Origin of the sequence: Pedobacter sp. WC2423 (genome assembly GCF_040822065.1) — a bacterium.
Lineage (GTDB): Bacteria > Bacteroidota > Bacteroidia > Sphingobacteriales > Sphingobacteriaceae > Pedobacter.
Genome location: NZ_CP162005.1, coordinates 4550498 through 4567137 on the forward strand (window position 1 = coordinate 4550498; position 16640 = coordinate 4567137).

Annotated in this window: 11 protein-coding genes; 3 read left to right on the forward strand and 8 right to left on the reverse strand. The window is 38.2% G+C overall.

Translation table 11 applies throughout. From position 1 onward, the window contains the following. Positions 1 to 3: 3 nt before the first annotated feature. From AB3G38_RS18890 to AB3G38_RS18905, 4 genes are read right to left on the reverse strand one after another with little or no spacing between them, the layout of a single operon-like run. Positions 4 to 1602 (reverse strand): SusD/RagB family nutrient-binding outer membrane lipoprotein, encoded by a 1599-nt coding sequence (locus AB3G38_RS18890; protein WP_367865348.1) that lies wholly within the window; start codon positions 1600 to 1602, stop codon positions 4 to 6. A 14-nt stretch (positions 1603 to 1616) separates the two neighbouring features. After that, a complete protein-coding gene (locus AB3G38_RS18895) occupies positions 1617 to 4928 on the reverse strand; it encodes a SusC/RagA family TonB-linked outer membrane protein (protein ID WP_367865349.1) in 3312 nt (1103 codons plus the stop codon). A gap of 42 nt (positions 4929 to 4970) precedes the next feature. After that, a complete protein-coding gene (locus AB3G38_RS18900) occupies positions 4971 to 6038 on the reverse strand; it encodes a FecR family protein (RefSeq protein WP_367865350.1) in 1068 nt (355 codons plus the stop codon). 42 nt (positions 6039 to 6080) lie between these two features. Beyond that, entirely contained in the window at positions 6081 to 6722 is a 642-nt protein-coding gene (locus AB3G38_RS18905) for an RNA polymerase sigma-70 factor (protein ID WP_367865351.1), read from the reverse strand. A gap of 246 nt (positions 6723 to 6968) precedes the next feature. Here AB3G38_RS18905 and AB3G38_RS18910 point away from each other — a divergent pair, with 246 nt between their 5' ends. The 3 genes from AB3G38_RS18910 (at position 6969) to AB3G38_RS18920 (ending at position 14116) form a co-directional block, all read left to right on the forward strand. After that, on the forward strand, positions 6969 to 10082 hold the full coding sequence (locus AB3G38_RS18910; protein ID WP_367865352.1) for a SusC/RagA family TonB-linked outer membrane protein: 3114 nt from the start codon (positions 6969 to 6971) through the stop codon (positions 10080 to 10082). A gap of 32 nt (positions 10083 to 10114) precedes the next feature. Next, a complete protein-coding gene (locus AB3G38_RS18915) occupies positions 10115 to 11770 on the forward strand; it encodes a RagB/SusD family nutrient uptake outer membrane protein (RefSeq protein WP_367865353.1) in 1656 nt (551 codons plus the stop codon). Positions 11771 to 11860: 90 nt separating this feature from the next. After that, positions 11861 to 14116 carry a GH92 family glycosyl hydrolase gene (locus AB3G38_RS18920; protein WP_367865354.1) on the forward strand — a complete coding sequence of 752 codons (2256 nt, stop codon included), beginning with the start codon at positions 11861 to 11863 and terminating at the stop codon, positions 14114 to 14116. A gap of 116 nt (positions 14117 to 14232) precedes the next feature. On the opposite strand, the gene AB3G38_RS18925 is transcribed toward AB3G38_RS18920, so the two are convergent. The 4 genes from AB3G38_RS18925 to AB3G38_RS18940 form a co-directional block, all read right to left on the reverse strand. Then, on the reverse strand, positions 14233 to 14682 hold the full coding sequence (locus AB3G38_RS18925; protein WP_367865355.1) for a barstar family protein: 450 nt from the start codon (positions 14680 to 14682) through the stop codon (positions 14233 to 14235). A gap of 4 nt (positions 14683 to 14686) precedes the next feature. Then, complete coding sequence (locus AB3G38_RS18930) at positions 14687 to 14869, reverse strand: ribonuclease domain-containing protein (RefSeq protein ID WP_367865356.1); 183 nt, start codon at positions 14867 to 14869, stop codon at positions 14687 to 14689. Next, positions 14808 to 15095 (reverse strand): hypothetical protein, encoded by a 288-nt coding sequence (locus tag AB3G38_RS18935; protein WP_367865357.1) that lies wholly within the window; start codon positions 15093 to 15095, stop codon positions 14808 to 14810. Before AB3G38_RS18935 ends, AB3G38_RS18930 begins: the two co-directional genes overlap by 62 nt. Before the next feature lie 106 nt (positions 15096 to 15201). Continuing rightward, complete coding sequence (locus tag AB3G38_RS18940) at positions 15202 to 16635, reverse strand: SusD/RagB family nutrient-binding outer membrane lipoprotein (RefSeq protein ID WP_367865358.1); 1434 nt, start codon at positions 16633 to 16635, stop codon at positions 15202 to 15204. Positions 16636 to 16640: the final 5 nt, after the last annotated feature.

A 16640-nucleotide genomic window follows, 5' to 3' on the forward strand; every position in this document is an offset into this window, starting at 1 on the left:
TGATTATCTATCCCACCAAATTCTTGAAGTTAGTAAATCTCCTCCCGGTAATCTGCTCACAGCTTCCTTAAAATTATCAGTATTATTCAAAATCTCCGTAGATAAATAGATTAGCCTTCTCGGGATTGTTCCATTCGTCACATTCCCTGGATAATTAACAGGGATCAGGAGGGGATAACCTGATCTTTTCCAATTTAACCAACTCTCTATAAAATTAAACGTAGTACCAGTGGTTACCCAGTATTCCGTATTGATCATTTCAAGTGCTTTTTCTTGGCTCGATTCATCCAGGGGCCGTTTGAGTACATAAGGATTGATCACCTCTTCAGGTATTATAGCTAGTTTATCCAGTTTAGACAAGGATTCTAGGGCGGCCCTCAAGCCATTTGCAAAATGCCCGGCCGCTGTACCAGGAACATTCCATCCTCTTACTTTAGCTTCGGCCAGTAAAAATTCTGTCTCTGCGTAAGTCATAACAAAATTGGGGCCTCCAAGCTTCAGATAAACGGAAGTTCTTGGTCTTGAATATTTTCCCAGCGGTGCAAAATCTGAGCCTGCACCTGTCCCTCCAGGGTATGCTGCGTATTTGCTGATGTCATATCCGCCATCCAATAAATCATAACCATTAGGCAACCCAATTTGAACGGCAGGATCAATATTTCCAGCAAGATTCTCATTCATATTGTTGGCGAGTCCATTTTGAGGAACCTCGGCAATCACACCCAGCCGGGGATCTTTGTTTTTTTTCAATTCATCAATTAAGGTTTTGCTCCACCTTACCTCCCTATAATCGGAAACCGTTCGCAAAGCCAGAGAAGTGCCGTTCTGACCATCCAGATTTGATTCGTCGGTCATAACAAGCGCATTGTCACTAACGTCAGAAAATGCACCTGTTGAAGCCTTTTCTGCCCATAATTTTGCTTTGTCAGGTGCAATCTTCGTTAAACGCATGGCTACTCTCAACATAAGCGAATACCCGAATTTCTTCCATTTAGCAATATCTCCCTGATAAAATAAATCGGCCGTCGGTTTTAGTTTTGCGGGATCTAAATTATTAATTGCTTTATCCAGATCAGTCAGCATTGAATTATAGATATCTTCTTGTTTATCGTACTTTGGATATTTAATTCCCTCTCTTGCTTTCGAGGCCTGTGAATAGGGTACATCCCCATAAGTATCTGTAATTCGTTGTAAAATTAATACAAACATGATATCACCAATGCTGATTAGATTTGAATACTTAACAGGATCTTTCTCTTTAGCAAGACGCTGCATCTCCCTGATTGTAGAAGCATCTGCATAACCTTCCTCAAATATTCTGCCCTGATAATCTGTGAAGCTCCCGGCATTTACATATTTATCACCATTATTATAATATAAATAAGTAGAGGCCAGAAGCTGCATCATTGTACTCTGATAAAGTAATTGATAGTATCCCTTATTAGAAGATTTGAACTGTGCGGTAGAAAGCAATTCGTCCGGATTATAAGATTCTCCGGGTAATTTTGTCGGATCTGTATTGATTTTATCCAGTTGTGCTTTGCTGCAACCAAATTCGGTAACTATTAAAAAACTCAGCAGGAGTAAGTATACCTTCTTCATTGTCTTTTTGTGGGTTAAAATTTGAAATTGACATTTATACCGAAAGTTCGGATAGCGGGAAAAGATGCTCCCTCTATACCAGCATAATTCAGGCTGGAAGCAAACTCAGATTCCGGATCAATATTTTTCGTGTACTTGACCAGTGTAAATATATTTCTGGCAATCAGATCAATAGAAATGGCACTAAAAGGCGTTCTCTTTAGATGATGCGCAGGAATTGTATAACCTAAAGTAACCTGTCTCAATTTGATAAAACTACCATTCAGTACGGATAATGCTGAAATATTTGTCGCTAGCTGCGGATAATAATTATAGGCAGGTACGTTGATTGTATTTACTGTACCATCGAGGTGAACCCCAGATGCCACTATACCTGTCTCTCTGCCTTCGAGAGTTGCCTTATTCAGGCCAAATACGTAAGAATAGTTTTCTGTTGCTGATAAAATCCTGTTTCCATATTTGAAATCAATTAACATGGAAAAGCTGAAATTCTTATAATAAAAGTTGTTATTGAATCCACCATAAATATTTGGCAGCGTACTTCCCATAGCTTTCAGAGCTCCACGTACAGGAATACCATCAGCGCCAATAACTATATTTCCCTTTGAATCCTTCAAGTAATCATAAGCCATGATTTGCGTAACCGGCTTTCCAACTACCATGGCTGTATAGGCATTCAATGGCCTGTATGTGCCTGCCAGCGTATATTGGCTAGAACCATCAATTGATAATAACTTATTATCAATATGGCTGATGTTAAAACCCACTCTCCATTTGAAATCTTTATGATCAATCACTATACCTTGTAAAAGTATCTCAATACCCGAATTTCGTGTCTTGCCTAAATTAACATAAGCAGAAGTAAAGCCAGAAGTAACAGATTGTTTCGCGTTAATAATTTCATTATTAGTGGTACGGTGGAAATAAGTGAAATCAAAGAATAGGCGGTTATTAAACATCTTTAAATTAATACCTGTTTCAAATTCGTTTAGTGTGAAAGGCCGCAGATTATAGTTGGGCAAGTCTCTTGAGAAGTTACCCAACGGAACCCCATTTACATCGCTCGTTGTATAGTAATAAGTTTGTGTAGTATAAGGCTGTATAGGTTCTCCGCTGGTTTTTGCAAAACCTGCTCTTAATTTACCGTAATTCAGTCCCTTTAATTTCAACAGATCAGAAAATATGAAACTCGCTGAGACACCAGGTACAAATATTCCGCGATTGTTGCGGGGTAGTGTAGAATACACATCATATCTGCCAGTCGCAGAAATATTTAAATAATTTTTATAGTTCAGATCAGCAGTATAGTAAGCTGATTCAGTTACAATTTTGGCAAAAGTATTGTTATTAATTGTAGTCACAAGATTTGAAGAGGTATACAAATAAGGAATAATAAATCTGGATCCCATCAGTCCATTGGACTCTACTTCCCGTTTTCGGAAATTAGTTCCTATAGAAATATCAAGATTAAGGTCCTCGGCCAGATTTCTATTAATAGCTAATAATAAATCACTGTTTAATTCTGATATTCTGGACTTTTTCATCGCATTAATAGCACCTTCTCCATTTACAGAAAAAGCAGCACCGGTTGGTACAATGCTTAATATATTATCATTGCTCACATCATAACCCATTCTGGCTTGTAAATAAATCCAGTCATTAAATTTGTATTTGGCTGCTGCTGAGGATATAAATCGATTACGACTCGAATAATCTGCTTGTTTATTCAGTGTGAAATATGGATTGGTTTTATACTCATCGTCATTCCACGGTGTTTCTGCGCCGGTACTTAAATTATATCCGGGTGCTAATATAGCCTGGTTAATATTTGTAGCTAATGCGGCTATGCCATAATTTGTATTTAAAGGACCATCACTCAGGTAAGATCTGTTCTTATTATATTCGCGGATGTAATTCCCGTTAAAAGTGACACTCAGTTTCTTGCTAAGCTCGTGAATAGTGTAAAGATTGACAGTTTTTCTATCCAAACTACCATTCCTGATAATAGACTGCTGATTAAGGTTAGAAGCTGATAAATGAATGCTCCCATGTTGTCCACCATGGCTTATTGAAACGGTATTTGTAAAAACCGGAGCCATTCTGTAAAATTTCTGAATATTATCTTTTACCGCAGAATAGGGGTATTTATTGCCGTCAAATTGGATTACTGGCCGACCGTCCAGCTTTTCTCCCCAGCTATACAGACCAGATGCAACAGCTGCTGCAACGGTTTCTGGTCTCTTATTTTGTGTTCCCTGACCGTATATATATTGAAAATCTGTATTGTTAATCGCTTTATCAAATGATAGATTAGTATTATACTCTATGGCTGTACCAGAATTCTTTCTTGCACTTTTTATTGTAATCAGAATTACACCATTTGCCGCACGGGCTCCATATAATGCTGAAGCTGCAGAACCTTTTAATACAGTAATGGTTTCTACGTCGTCCGGGTTTATATTACTAATCCCATCACCATAATCCGGGCCTCCGTATTCATTTGCACTTCCACGCTGTGTATTGTCAATGGGAACTCCGTTAACTACAAATAATGGAGAGCCGGCAGTTATGCTTGCCGCTCCACGGAGTAATATTCGTGCAGATGAACCCGGCCCGCCATTTACGCTACTGATATTTAAACCTGCTACCTGGCCTTCCAGCGCATTGATGATATTTGATTCCCTGGCTTTTGTCAAAGAATATCCATCAATAGCAGATATGGCATAGCCAATCTTACGCTCCTCTTTTGGAATGTTTAAGGCTGTAATCAGTACCTCGTCGAGGTCATTTTGTAAAGGGCGCATAGAGATTTCAACAGTTGTATTTTCTTTTACAGGAAACTCCCTGTAATGATAACTAACCTGGCTTAATATAAGGATAGAGTATGGTGCTGCAGTAATAGAAAATTCACCGTTGTTATCTGTTTTTGTACTTGAGTGAGTACCTTTGACTTTAACAGATGTTCTGGCTATAGCAACTGAATTCTCATCAATCACTTTTCCCCTGATTATTCTGACAGATTTGTTTTGAGTTAACGGTTTGATAGCAATCAGGTTATTTTCTAATATTTTATAGGTGAAAAATGTACCTTGCAGAAGCTGGTCAAGTAAAGAAAAAACATCTTTATCCTTAACTTTGATATTGATTTTTTTGGAAGGTATCCGATCCTCGCTATAGATAAAATGATAAGAAGTCTGATTTTGTATGGCATCAATTACCTTCTCAAAATCTGCAGATTTTAATTTCAGTGTTACCTTTTTTTGTGAATAGGCATTCAGGGTAACCTGCAATGCAAAAAAAATCAGCAGTTTTACTACGGTCTTCATCTATAACATATACGCTTTGTAAACTATACCGTTTTAATGATATTATTTCACAACGTAAAGATAGATAGTTTTTCCTTGTATTTTATATTCGAAAGGGGTAACGACTTGTAGTGCTTTAAGGGCTTCTGGCAGGGTCTCTCTTTCAAATTCGCCAGTAAACTTAGCATCCTTTAGTTTGTCAGATTCAAAAACAAAAGTTACATCATACCATCGGGATAAACGCTGGCTGAGTAAGAAAAAAGTTTCATTTCTGAACAGAAGCCTATTACTCATCCATGATGTTTCAAGGATGGTGTTCTTATCATCCTTATAGTAAGTCATTGGTTTGATGCTGTATATATCTCCATTCAGATGTTTCATACTATTGTCCACTGCATGGAGCAATATGAATTTATCAGTGGGATTGAGCAGAATATGTTTTCCTGGTCTCTTATTCAGCGTGATCTCTACTTTCCCTGTAAGTAAGGTCGTTTCAGTTGCATGTTCGTCATTATATGATTTCACATCAAAAGTGGTTCCCAGAACTTTTATACTTATATTTTTTGTATGTACAATAAAAGGATGCCGGTGATCTTTTTCTACCTCAAAAAATGCTTCACCACTTAAATAAACCTCCCTTGTTCTGCCTTTGAATGAAATAGGATATTTGATTTCACTTTTAGCATTTAGTGTGACTTTACTCCCGTCAGCAAGCACCAATGCTGTGGTTTGTCTAGTTGGAGTATATGTTTTTTTCCAGGCAATAGGTGTACCCTTATCTGCTTGAGTATTCGCATTGAAAAATTGATAAACTAAGAATGTACAAAGTCCAAAAAGGAAAATGGCTGCAATGCTGTACCATTGCCTAAATCTTTGTATAGCTGATCTTGAATTAAAAATCGGTTTATGTACGGGGCCAACGATATTAATTCTCTCTTTTATTTGGTTAAATATAATATCAATATTTTCGTACGGAAGATCTTGCTGCTGAAAATAAGTGTTTAAAGATTCGTATTCATATTTGTAATCTTCATTTTCTGCAAGCATTGCCATAAAATCCTGATCATCATCAGCGGATATTTCACCCGATAATTTTTCGCTAAGTAATTCAGTGAATTTGTGATCAGTCATTAGAGAATATTTATACTTTATATAGTGTAGTACTCTTTTTTATTAAAATTGCTTACAAGAATTGAAAAATATGTAAAAAAATATTAAAACTATTAATTTCAGTGTATTGTCACTCTTTATGTTTTTTGTATAAATATGGTGATATGTTTTAAGACTTATTCTTAATTTGTCTATTGCTCTGAATAGTTGTGTTTGTACCGTTCTTGGTGAGATCTCCAGAATTTCTGCAACCTCCTTATACTTCATTCCATTTTCTTTAATCAACTTAAAAATTATTCTGGCTTGCTGCGGGAGCTTGGCAATCGCCTGGTCTAATTTATAATGCAATTCTTTATTCTCCAATTCTTTTTCAGGATTTGCATGATGCATAAATTGAAATTCATTGGAGGGTTCTATTTCTACCAGATGAAAATGGGAATTTTTCTTAATATATTTCAGGGACTGATTCCTGACAGCAGTAAAAAGATAAGTTTCAAGATTGAGAATTACGGTTTCCGATTTTCTGTTTTCCCAGCATTTGACAAGAATATCAGAAACAATCTCTTCAGCAACTTCTTTTTTTCCTATGTAATAAATACAGAATTTAATAAGCCGGTTGAATAAAAGATAATATAAAGCTTCAAACGCTTTAACGTCATCTTCCAAGCAAATCTTTGTCCATAAGGGAGATAAGTCAGGTTTCAAGGCCTTTGGGAATTAATAGTAGTTATAAGAATGGCAAGGTAAATAATTAAAATAATAAATCAATAATTGTTTAAACGCTTGCTAATTCGATTTTATTTAATAAAAAGCGATTTTCTTGTAGGCAATTATTGCTAAAAAGGGGTCTCTCCCTTAACGTATATTTTTTTTACAAAGATATAGGGGGTATCGTCACAAATTTTTGAGGCGAAAAGAGCTAACCAAAATATTTAAATGTAATCAGCAAAAATGAAAAAAACATTACAATTGACATGTTTACTACTTTACGCTTCGTCGCATGCTTTTGCAACGGTAAAGTCAGATCATCCTAAACTATTAACTCCTTTAATGAACATTCCAGGTTTCTCCGTTGCCGATGAGGTGAAAGGAACAGTGCGTGATGCAACCGGAACAACTTTACCAGGAGTATCAGTGCAGGTCAAAGGAACTAAGCTGGTTACGCAAACCAATGCGTCCGGACAATATGGTATAACTGCTAAAGCAGGCGATATCATCGTTTTTTCTTATATAGGCTATGATAAACAAGAAGTCACAGTTGGCACTCAGGCTACAGTTGACATTGTGTTGAAATCTAGTGCACAAGAATTGAATACGGTAGTGGTAACAGCTTTGGGTATTAAAAGAACAAGCCGTTCTACAACTTATGCTACTCAACAAGTTGCTGGTGATGAGTTGACCAGAAATAAAGATGCCAACTTAGTGAACTCATTAAATGGTAAAGTCGCTGGTTTAACTATCTCACGCAGTTCGTCAGGTGTTGGTGGCTCTGCAAAAGTAATCTTAAGGGGCAGTAAATCTGCTTCAGGAAGTAACCAGGCACTTTATGTAATTGATGGAGTTCCCATGAATAACAGTATCTCGACTCAGGCAGTTTCCAGTACAGGCAATAGCGCTTCAACTCAGCCGAATTCTGCTTACGGCGGAAGTACTTCTTATGACGGTGGTGACCCGATTTCTAACCTGAATCCAGAAGATATTGCAAGTATCTCTGTATTGAAAGGCGGTTCTGCAGCTGCATTATACGGTAGTCAGGCAGCAAACGGTGTAATTATTGTTACTACTAAGTCTGGTGAAGCAGGAAAAGCGAAAGTAAATTTCTCTTCTTCCCTGAATCTTGATCAGGCGGCCTATAAACCAAAATTCCAAAACAGTTATGGACAGACTTCGGCAAATTCTTCACAAAGCTGGGGGCCTGCAATAACCAATGGCCAGGACAATTTAAAATCATACTTCCAAACAGGACAGAACTATACGAATTCGATTAGTCTGGCTGCAGGTTCAGAAAAATTACAGACTTATTTCTCTTATGCTAATACTACAGCATCAGGAATTCAGCCTGGAAATGAATTGAGCCGCCATAACGTCAATTTAAAGGAAACAGGCAGTTTCTTTAATGATAAGCTGACGATTTCAGGTAACGTAAACTATATCAGACAAAAAATCAATAACTCTCCGTTGATTGGTCTTTATTTTAATCCATTAACAGGATTATACTTATTCCCTAGAGGATTAGATTTACAACAATATAAAACTGGATTTGAGAAGTTTGATCCGGCAAGAAATCTGAACACACAAAACTGGCCTTTCTTATCTGAAGACATCCAGCAAAATCCATGGTGGGTTAATCAAAGAAACCCGAATGAGCTGGACAGAGATCGTTTAATGCTGAACGTAAGTGCAAAGTATAAAGTTACTCCGTGGTTAGATATTCAGGCACGTGGAAGTATGGATAGTTATACTGACACCTATGATCAGAAAAACTACGCGGGTACTTCAGTTACATTAACCGACAAAAACGGTGGTTATGTTTATACGAACAACAAATCCAGACAACAATACGCGGATGTGATTGCAAATATAAATGTGCCTTTGGAAAGATTTAAAATTTCCGGAACTGTAGGTACAAGTATTCAGGATTTTTATGATAACGGTGTTACTTTTAACTCTGGAAAAGACGGATTAAATATTCCTAACAAATTTATACTTCAGAACTTTAAAGCATTAAACCCATTAAATTCTGGTAATACTTATAATCACAAACAAATTCGCTCTGTATTTGCGAGTGCAAGTGTTGCATTTGATAACTGGATTAACTTAGATGCGACGGTCCGTACAGACTGGTCTTCAGCTTTAGCATTTACTGACGGTAATCCATTTTCTTATCCTTCGGTAGGTCTTAACTTTATCATCAACGAGAAGTTAAATTTACCTTCCTGGGTTAGTTTTGCCAAAGTTCGTGGTTCTTATGCGCAAGTAGGTAATGATGTACCTAATTATGTGACTAACATTCTGAATTCTTTTGGTGCAGGCGGTGGAATCTCAACTCCTATCAGATCTTCTTTCGAGAATTTAAAACCTGAACGTACAAATTCTATTGAGTTTGGTACAGAATGGAGATTTTTCAGTAACCGTTTAAACTTTGACTTTACTTTCTATAAAACAAATACCAAGAACCAGTTCTTTACAGCTGATGCTTCTCAGGCTTCTTTGTTTAACCAATATTACTTCAATGCAGGAAATGTTCAGAATAAAGGTATAGAAGTTGTTTTAGGTTATGACATCCTCAATGGTGAAGGATTGAAATGGAAAACAGGAATAAATTATTCAATGAACAGAAATAAAATCCTTGCCCTTTCTCCGGAAATCACTGAGTTTACTTTAAGCGGTGCATCAGGTGCGAATTATGTTTCTAAATTTAAAGAAGGCGGATCATTTGGTGATATCTATGGTACCTCATTAAAACGTGACGATCAGGGACGGGTGTTGATCATTGATGGGAAACCAACAGCAGCTGATGGAGGTAATAGTACTTTCCTTGGCAATGCAAATCCAAAATGGCAATTAGGCTGGAGCAATAGCTTCAACTACAAAAACTTCTCTTTAAGCTTCCTGGTTGACGGTAAATTTGGTGGCAGGGTTATGTCTATTACTGAATCTATGCTGGAACAATATGGGGTAGCTAAAGTTACGGGTGATGCCCGCGATCAGGGCGGTGTTTCTGTGAATGGTGTAGACCAGGCTGGAAACCCAGTGTCAAAAGTGGATGCACAGAAATGGTATAGTGTTGTTGGTGGTAGAGAAGGTATTTCAAGCGAACATATGTACAGTGCTACTGTAGTACGTATGAGAGAATTATCTTTTGGTTATAATGTACCTGTGAAACCAGGTTTCATTAAAAACTTAAAATTGGCTGTTACTGGCAGAAACTTATTCTATCTGTATAAAAAAGCTCCATTTGATCCCGAGTTGAGTATGTCAACATCAAACGGACTTTCTGGTGTGGACATTTTTATGCCGCCAGCAATACGCAGCTATGGCTTCTCTTTAAATGCTAACTTTTAGTAACCGGTTGTTCTATTAATAAGACAAAGAAAATGAAAACGAAATTCAATATATCAACTCCGGCAAGCAGGCTACGCGTTATTGGCGTATTGTGTCTGGCTGTGTTGACCATCACTTCCTGCAAAAAAAGCTTCGAAAATATTAATACTGATCCTGTTGGTATCTCTGATAAGGAATTAATCTCAGATTATAATGATTTGAAATTCTTCTTCCAGATGGAGCAGAGATCAATTGTTAACTTTTCTGGCGGTGGTGATCCAAACTCTTATCAGGTTCAGCAAAATTTAAACTCTGATAACTTTTCTGGTTATTTTATGTCACCTACTCCATTTAATGGTGGTAACAACAATACCAACTATTTTATGGTTCAGGGTTGGAATGGTGAGGCATTCAAAGTAGGCTATTTAAATATCATGGCCAATGTCAGAAAGCTGAAAAACAATGGAATCGACCAGACTTATCCATCAGTTTGGGCGGTATCGCAATTAATTAAAGTTACTGCAATGAGCAGAATTACTGATATCTACGGACCTATTCCTTACAGTACCGTAGGCTTGAAAGTGAATAACCCTTATGATAGCCAGAAGGATGTTTACTATCAATTCTTTACTGAACTGGATGATGCACAGAAAAAAATAAATGACTTTGTAACTGCTGGAAAAACTCTTCCTTTCAACTTTAGTGAATTTGACCTGGTTTATAATGGAAACCTGGCTACCTGGTTGAAATATGCAAACTCCCTGCGTTTGAGATTAGCATTGCGCCTGGTAAAAGTTGATGCTGCAAAAGCCCAATTAGAAGCGGAAAAAGCGATGAATCCAGCAAATGGAGGATTGTTAACAACACCTGCTGATAATATGGCTGTTAAAGTTCTGGGGGTAGGATTTAGTAATCCATTAGTGTTTATCTCTCAGGACTGGGGAGATACAAGAATGGGGGCTTCGATCGAATCTTATTTAAAAGGTTATGCAGATCCAAGGTTAGGTAAGTATTTTGATACGGCTACTGATAAAAACCTGGCAGGACAATATAAAGGAATCCGTATTGGAACAAATATTGTTTCGAAAGATGATTATTCAGGTTATTCCGGTTTGAACGTGAGCAATGGAACTCCTACATTCTCGAAATCAAGCCCTGTTCAGTTAATGACTGCTGCAGAGGTTTATTTCTTACGTGCAGAAGCAGCTTTAAGAGGCTGGGCTAATGCGGGTGGAAGTGCTCAGAGTTTATATGAATCAGGTATCAATACCTCATTTCAGCAATATGGATTGGGCGATGCGACTGCTTATATTAACAATGCAACTAATGTTCCTGCAGCTTATGTGGATCCTAAAAATGCAGCGAATAATGCACCATCACCAACTACTGTGACTGTGAAGTGGGACGGTTCTGCGACTAACGAACAAAACCTGGAGCGCATCATCACACAAAAGTGGTTAGCAATTTTCCCTGAGGGGCAGGAAGCCTGGTCTGAGTACCGTCGTACTGGATATCCAAAACTTTTCCCTGTTGTTCAAAATAACAGTGGTGGTACAATCAGTACAGCAATTCAAATCAGAAGATTGCCATTCCCTCAGAATGAGCGTAATACAAATGGTACTGAATTAGATAAAGGTATCCAATTATTGGGTGGCCCTGACAATGGTGGTACAAGATTGTGGTGGGATGTAGCCAAAGGTAATTTCTAATACAATAAAAATAAAAACACCGGTCTTTTTATCCTCTGTTTCAGGCATAGAAAGGCCGGTGTTTTTATTTTTACAAATTATATGAGTAAAATGAGTAGAAAAAAAACAGGTCTGATCTTTATTTGCAGTTTCATTTTTAGTCTTAATCTGAGTGCACAGAATAAATTAAGTCAGTACGTAGATCCGATCATCGGTTCGGATGCACATGGACACGTATTTGTGGGTGCGAATGTTCCCTTCGGAGCAGTTCAGTTAGGCCCCACAAACATTTTTGAAGGTTGGGACTGGTGCAGTGGTTATCACTATTCCAGTAATACAATCGTAGGTTTTACCCATACACATTTGAGCGGTACCGGAATTGGTGATCTGGGCGATGTATTAGTGATGCCTGCTACTGGCAAAGTATTATTGGATAAAGGGACTAAAACTGACCAGAAGAACGGATATGTTTCTACTTTCTCTCATGCCAATGAAGTCGCTAAACCAGGATATTATAGTGTTGTTCTGGATAAATATAAAATTAAAGCAGAACTTACTGCTTCAGAAAGAGTTGGTTTCCACCGTTACACATTTCCTGCAAAACAAGATAATCCACACGTAATGCTGGATTTGAGTGACGGAATTGGCTGGGATAAACCTGTGGAAACGTATATCAAACAGGTAAACAGTACGACTTTGGTCGGCTATCGTTTATCTGCAGGATGGGCAAAAGATCAGCGTTTATATTTTGCGGTTAAATTATCACAACCTTTAAGCAGTATGTCGCTTTACGATAGCACGCAGGTAACTAAAGGTATCGAAGGAAAAGGCAGAAAGATGAAAGCCGTGTTGAATTTTAAAGCTATTGCGAAAAATGTCCTGCAAATGAAAGTAGGTATTTCTCCGGTTAGTTATGAAAATGCACTGGCTAATATAACTGCCGAGATTCCAGCGTGGGATTTCGCTAAAGTAGTGGCATCGGCCGATGCCACATGGAATAAAGAACTGGCAAAAATTCAGATCGAAGGAAGTAAAGAAACTAAAAAGGTTTTTTATACTGCTTTGTATCATACGATGATTGCCCCAACCTTATTTAATGATGCAAATGGCGATTACCGCGGCACAGATAAGAAAGTTTATCATAAGCCCGGATTTGATAACTATACCACGTTTTCACTGTGGGATACCTATCGTGCTTTTCATCCTTTGTATACGATTATCCATCCGGATAAAGTATCTGACATTATCAGTTCATTCCTGGCTATATATAAACAACAGGGCAAATTGCCTGTATGGCACTTAATGGGGAATGAAACGAATACGATGATTGGATACCACGCTGTGCCGATTATTGTGGACGCTTATTTGAAAGGTTACAGAAAATATGATGTGGAGCTTGCTTACCAGGCGATCAGACATTCTGCAATGCAAAAAGAAGACGGGATAGAATATGCACAAAAATTGAAATATATTCCTGCTGATAAAGTAAACGAAGCTGTTGCAAAAGGGCTGGAATATGCGATTGATGACTGGTGTATTGCCCGTATGGCAAAAGCAATGCATAAAGAAGAAGATTATTTATATTTCAGCAAAAGAGCTAAGTTATATGCGGAATATTTTGATCCGCAGGTCGGATTTATGCGTGGTAAACTTGCAAATGGCAGCTGGCGTAAACCTTTTGATCCTGTAGCTTCTAAACATCGTGAAGATGATTATACCGAAGGAAATGCCTGGCAGTATACCTGGCTAGTTCCACAAGATCCTGAAGGTTTGATTCACTTATTTGGTGGCGAAGCTGGTTTTACCAGAAAACTTGATTCTTTGTTCAGTATCAGTTCTGTTGTAGAAGCAGGTGGTTCTCCGGATATCAGTGGTTTAATCGGTCAGTATGCACAAGGGAACGAACCTAATCACCATACACCCTATATGTATGCTTATGCTGGTAAGCCTTGGAGAACTGCGCAGGTAGTACGCCAGATCACAGATTCATTATATACCGCTAAGCCTGATGGTCTTTGTGGTAATGAAGATCTCGGACAGATGTCATCATGGTATGTATTCTCGGCTTTAGGGTTTTATCCTGTCAATCCAGCTAACGGGGCATATGTATTTGGTTCTCCACTGGTAGATCATGCGGTCATTACCCTTCCGGGAGCAAAGAAATTTGAACTTAAAGTGATTGGCAACAGTCCAAAAAATAAATATATCCAGAAGGCTGTTTTAAATGGCAAGCCTTATACTAAAAATTATCTCTTGCATGCAGCTATTGTTGAAGGAGGGGAGCTCACCTTATACATGGGCGATCAGCCTTCTGCTACCTGGGGAGTAAAGCTGGAGGACCGGCCTGAATCTGCCGGAGGTGAATAAGCTTTATATGCACCTAAAAAAGGCGACCCTGAATGGACTGCCCCCAGAAAGTGTCTAACTTTTTGGGGGCAGTCCATTCAGGGTCGCCTTTTTAATTAAATGATATTTATAACTGATTATTTTACCTCGTTATAGCTGATGTTCAGTTTCTCCAGTTCAGCAGCTGCAACAGTTCCTTTTTCTATATAGATATTAAAGTCAGCTTTATTTCTGAAGTCTTCTTCTCCCGGATAGTTAGGTACATTGTCCCATTGCTCGGCTACATCATTCAGCAATCCCAGTAAATTGGTTTTTCTGGCCAGGTTCTTTTCCTCACATAAGAAAAAGGGATAATTGCGGACTACAATAGCAAACTTAGTTTCTTTCAGCCAGCTTAAATCATTCAGTAATTCTTCCAGTGAATCCAGGCTGCTGCTATAATAATAAGGAAAGTCAAGCTGTCTGGCTAATTCGTGAATAAATTCATCCACAGTAACAATTTCACGTCCATTTATATTGACGATACGTGTGTTGTCTTTAATCAAATCCTTTTCTTTTCCAGCTTCAAAGAGGCAATATCCGTTCATGTCTTTAAAATTTTGTAAATGTTTTATAATGATCTCCGGTATAATAGCGGGTGCCATCTGCTCCGATTATAATTCGTTCCGCCCCTCTGTTCTGCCCTTTGACTTTGGGGTTTACATCATATTCCTTATAAGCTACCCCCCTGAGGTAATAATCCTTCCCGGTTTTTAAAAACTGTTCCGCCAGCATAACCTTGTGGAGCTTTGTTGTTTTTAGCTACATAAGCAGCAACAGTATAAGCCTTTTGCGGAATACCCGCTACCTTCACATTCTCTTCAAAATCTGTATCAGTTGATGATGAACTATCAAGAGCAGTTTTCTCCTGTTGGGTGGTGTTCTGATCTGTTACCGCATGAGATCCTTTGCAGGAAAAAAGCAGGAGACAACAGGTAATTAAGGCAAATAGAATTCTCATGATTTAAACGGTCTCCTTAAATATCAGTGATTTATATGATAAATTTATAAGATTCTGAAGAATTAATAAAATGATGATCCCAATAAAACATTTATAAATGTGATACTTAATTTACATCAAACCAAAGTTTTGTAGTTAAAGCATCTGTTCCCTGGTGTGCCACTGCCGCTTTATAACCATCAGGATTTAAGGACTGCTCGTTACCCGGATAAATAAATCTGACTGGTATCTTACCATTCAATGCACCCGCAGCAGCAGGAGTCAATATGGGATAATCCAGTCTTCTCCATTCTGCGAAAGCTTCCAGTCCCTGACCGAATAAGGCAATCCATTTCTGGTTTCCAATTGACTTTTTATAATTTGAAGCATCATACTGCACATCTGCTCTTGCTTTATAAGTGGCAATGTCCGTTGCCGAAATACCATATTGTACTAAAGAAGCCTCTACTGCCTGACTATAAAGTGCAGCTGCATTCTCTGCTGTAAAACCTCTGGCAGCAGCTTCTGCACGATCAAATAATATTTCTGCATAACTGATAATTACAGCAGGAGCAGTTGGTGCAATAAAATAAGCACCAGGCTTTGAAGTACTTGTTAAACCAAGCGCCGCAGCATCACCTGTAAGCAATCCATTAGGTACACCAGTATAAAGTTGTGTCTTTACTGCTTTGCTTGCATATACAGGCAGACGGGGATCGCTTAAAGCAGTTAACTGATCTACTATTGTTTTGCTGATCCGGTAATCATCGCGGGTATCAAACAGATTGCTGATTGGATTTTGATTTGGAGAAGCTTTATAATTCAATTGTGCATTTTCTGCATTCGAGCTGATATAAGTTCCGCCTTCTGTTTGTATGTCGGCAATTACCTGTTTAGCTAATGCCGGCTCGCGGTCTGCAATACGCAAAGCAATTCTTAAACGCAGAGAGTTGGCGAATTTTTTCCAGTTAGCAATTGAATTTGCATAAATAACGTCACCTGTGATTGCTTTTCCAGCAGGATCTAAACTCGCTTGTGCAGCTTTCAAATCATTTAATATACCCAGGTATACGTCTCTTTGCGCATCATATTTTGGCGTCAGGAATTGAGTGATATCACCAGCTTGTGAATAAGGGACATCACCATAAGCATCTGTTTCCAATGCGAATATCCACGATCTTAAGACCAATGCAACACCTTTGTAGTTGGTATTTCCTTGCGCATCTGCCAGCTTAATTAACTGGTTCAGGTTTACAATTCCCTGGCGGTAACCTGTTGTCCATAAATCCTGGAAAGCTGTATTACTGAAAATATATCTGTCCGGATCTGTATATTGAATTTTTGCCCAGTGCTGTACAAACAGCAAACTTGAATTCATATTATTGGTTGTGCCCCAATAAGTGTCGGCTGTATTTTTAATTGCAGCCGTTAACAGGAATTCAGGTTGTGCATTCTGTGAGGCATTGGGATCTACGTTTGTGTCTGTCAGGTCTTTCTTGCAGGAAGCAGCAGTGATCAGTAATAAGCCAGACAGTAAAAGAGGTATATATTTTGTTTTCATGGAAA

Bases quoted from the DNA above. Each gene is read 5' to 3' on its own strand.
- AB3G38_RS18930 (WP_367865356.1), bottom strand. From the start codon at position 14,869: ATGCTGGCGGAACAGTTTTTAAAAACCGGGAAGGATTATTACCTCAGG.
- AB3G38_RS18940 (WP_367865358.1), bottom strand. From the start codon at position 16,635: ATGAAAACAAAATATATACCTCTTTTACTGTCTGGCTTATTACTGATC.
- AB3G38_RS18890 (WP_367865348.1), bottom strand. From the start codon at position 1,602: ATGAAGAAGGTATACTTACTCCTGCTGAGTTTTTTAATAGTTACCGAA.
- AB3G38_RS18935 (WP_367865357.1), bottom strand. From the start codon at position 15,095: ATGAGAATTCTATTTGCCTTAATTACCTGTTGTCTCCTGCTTTTTTCC.
- AB3G38_RS18900 (WP_367865350.1), bottom strand. From the start codon at position 6,038: ATGACTGATCACAAATTCACTGAATTACTTAGCGAAAAATTATCGGGT.
- AB3G38_RS18920 (WP_367865354.1), top strand. From the start codon at position 11,861: ATGAGTAGAAAAAAAACAGGTCTGATCTTTATTTGCAGTTTCATTTTT.
- AB3G38_RS18925 (WP_367865355.1), bottom strand. From the start codon at position 14,682: ATGAACGGATATTGCCTCTTTGAAGCTGGAAAAGAAAAGGATTTGATT.
- AB3G38_RS18910 (WP_367865352.1), top strand. From the start codon at position 6,969: ATGAAAAAAACATTACAATTGACATGTTTACTACTTTACGCTTCGTCG.
- AB3G38_RS18915 (WP_367865353.1), top strand. From the start codon at position 10,115: ATGAAAACGAAATTCAATATATCAACTCCGGCAAGCAGGCTACGCGTT.
- AB3G38_RS18895 (WP_367865349.1), bottom strand. From the start codon at position 4,928: ATGAAGACCGTAGTAAAACTGCTGATTTTTTTTGCATTGCAGGTTACC.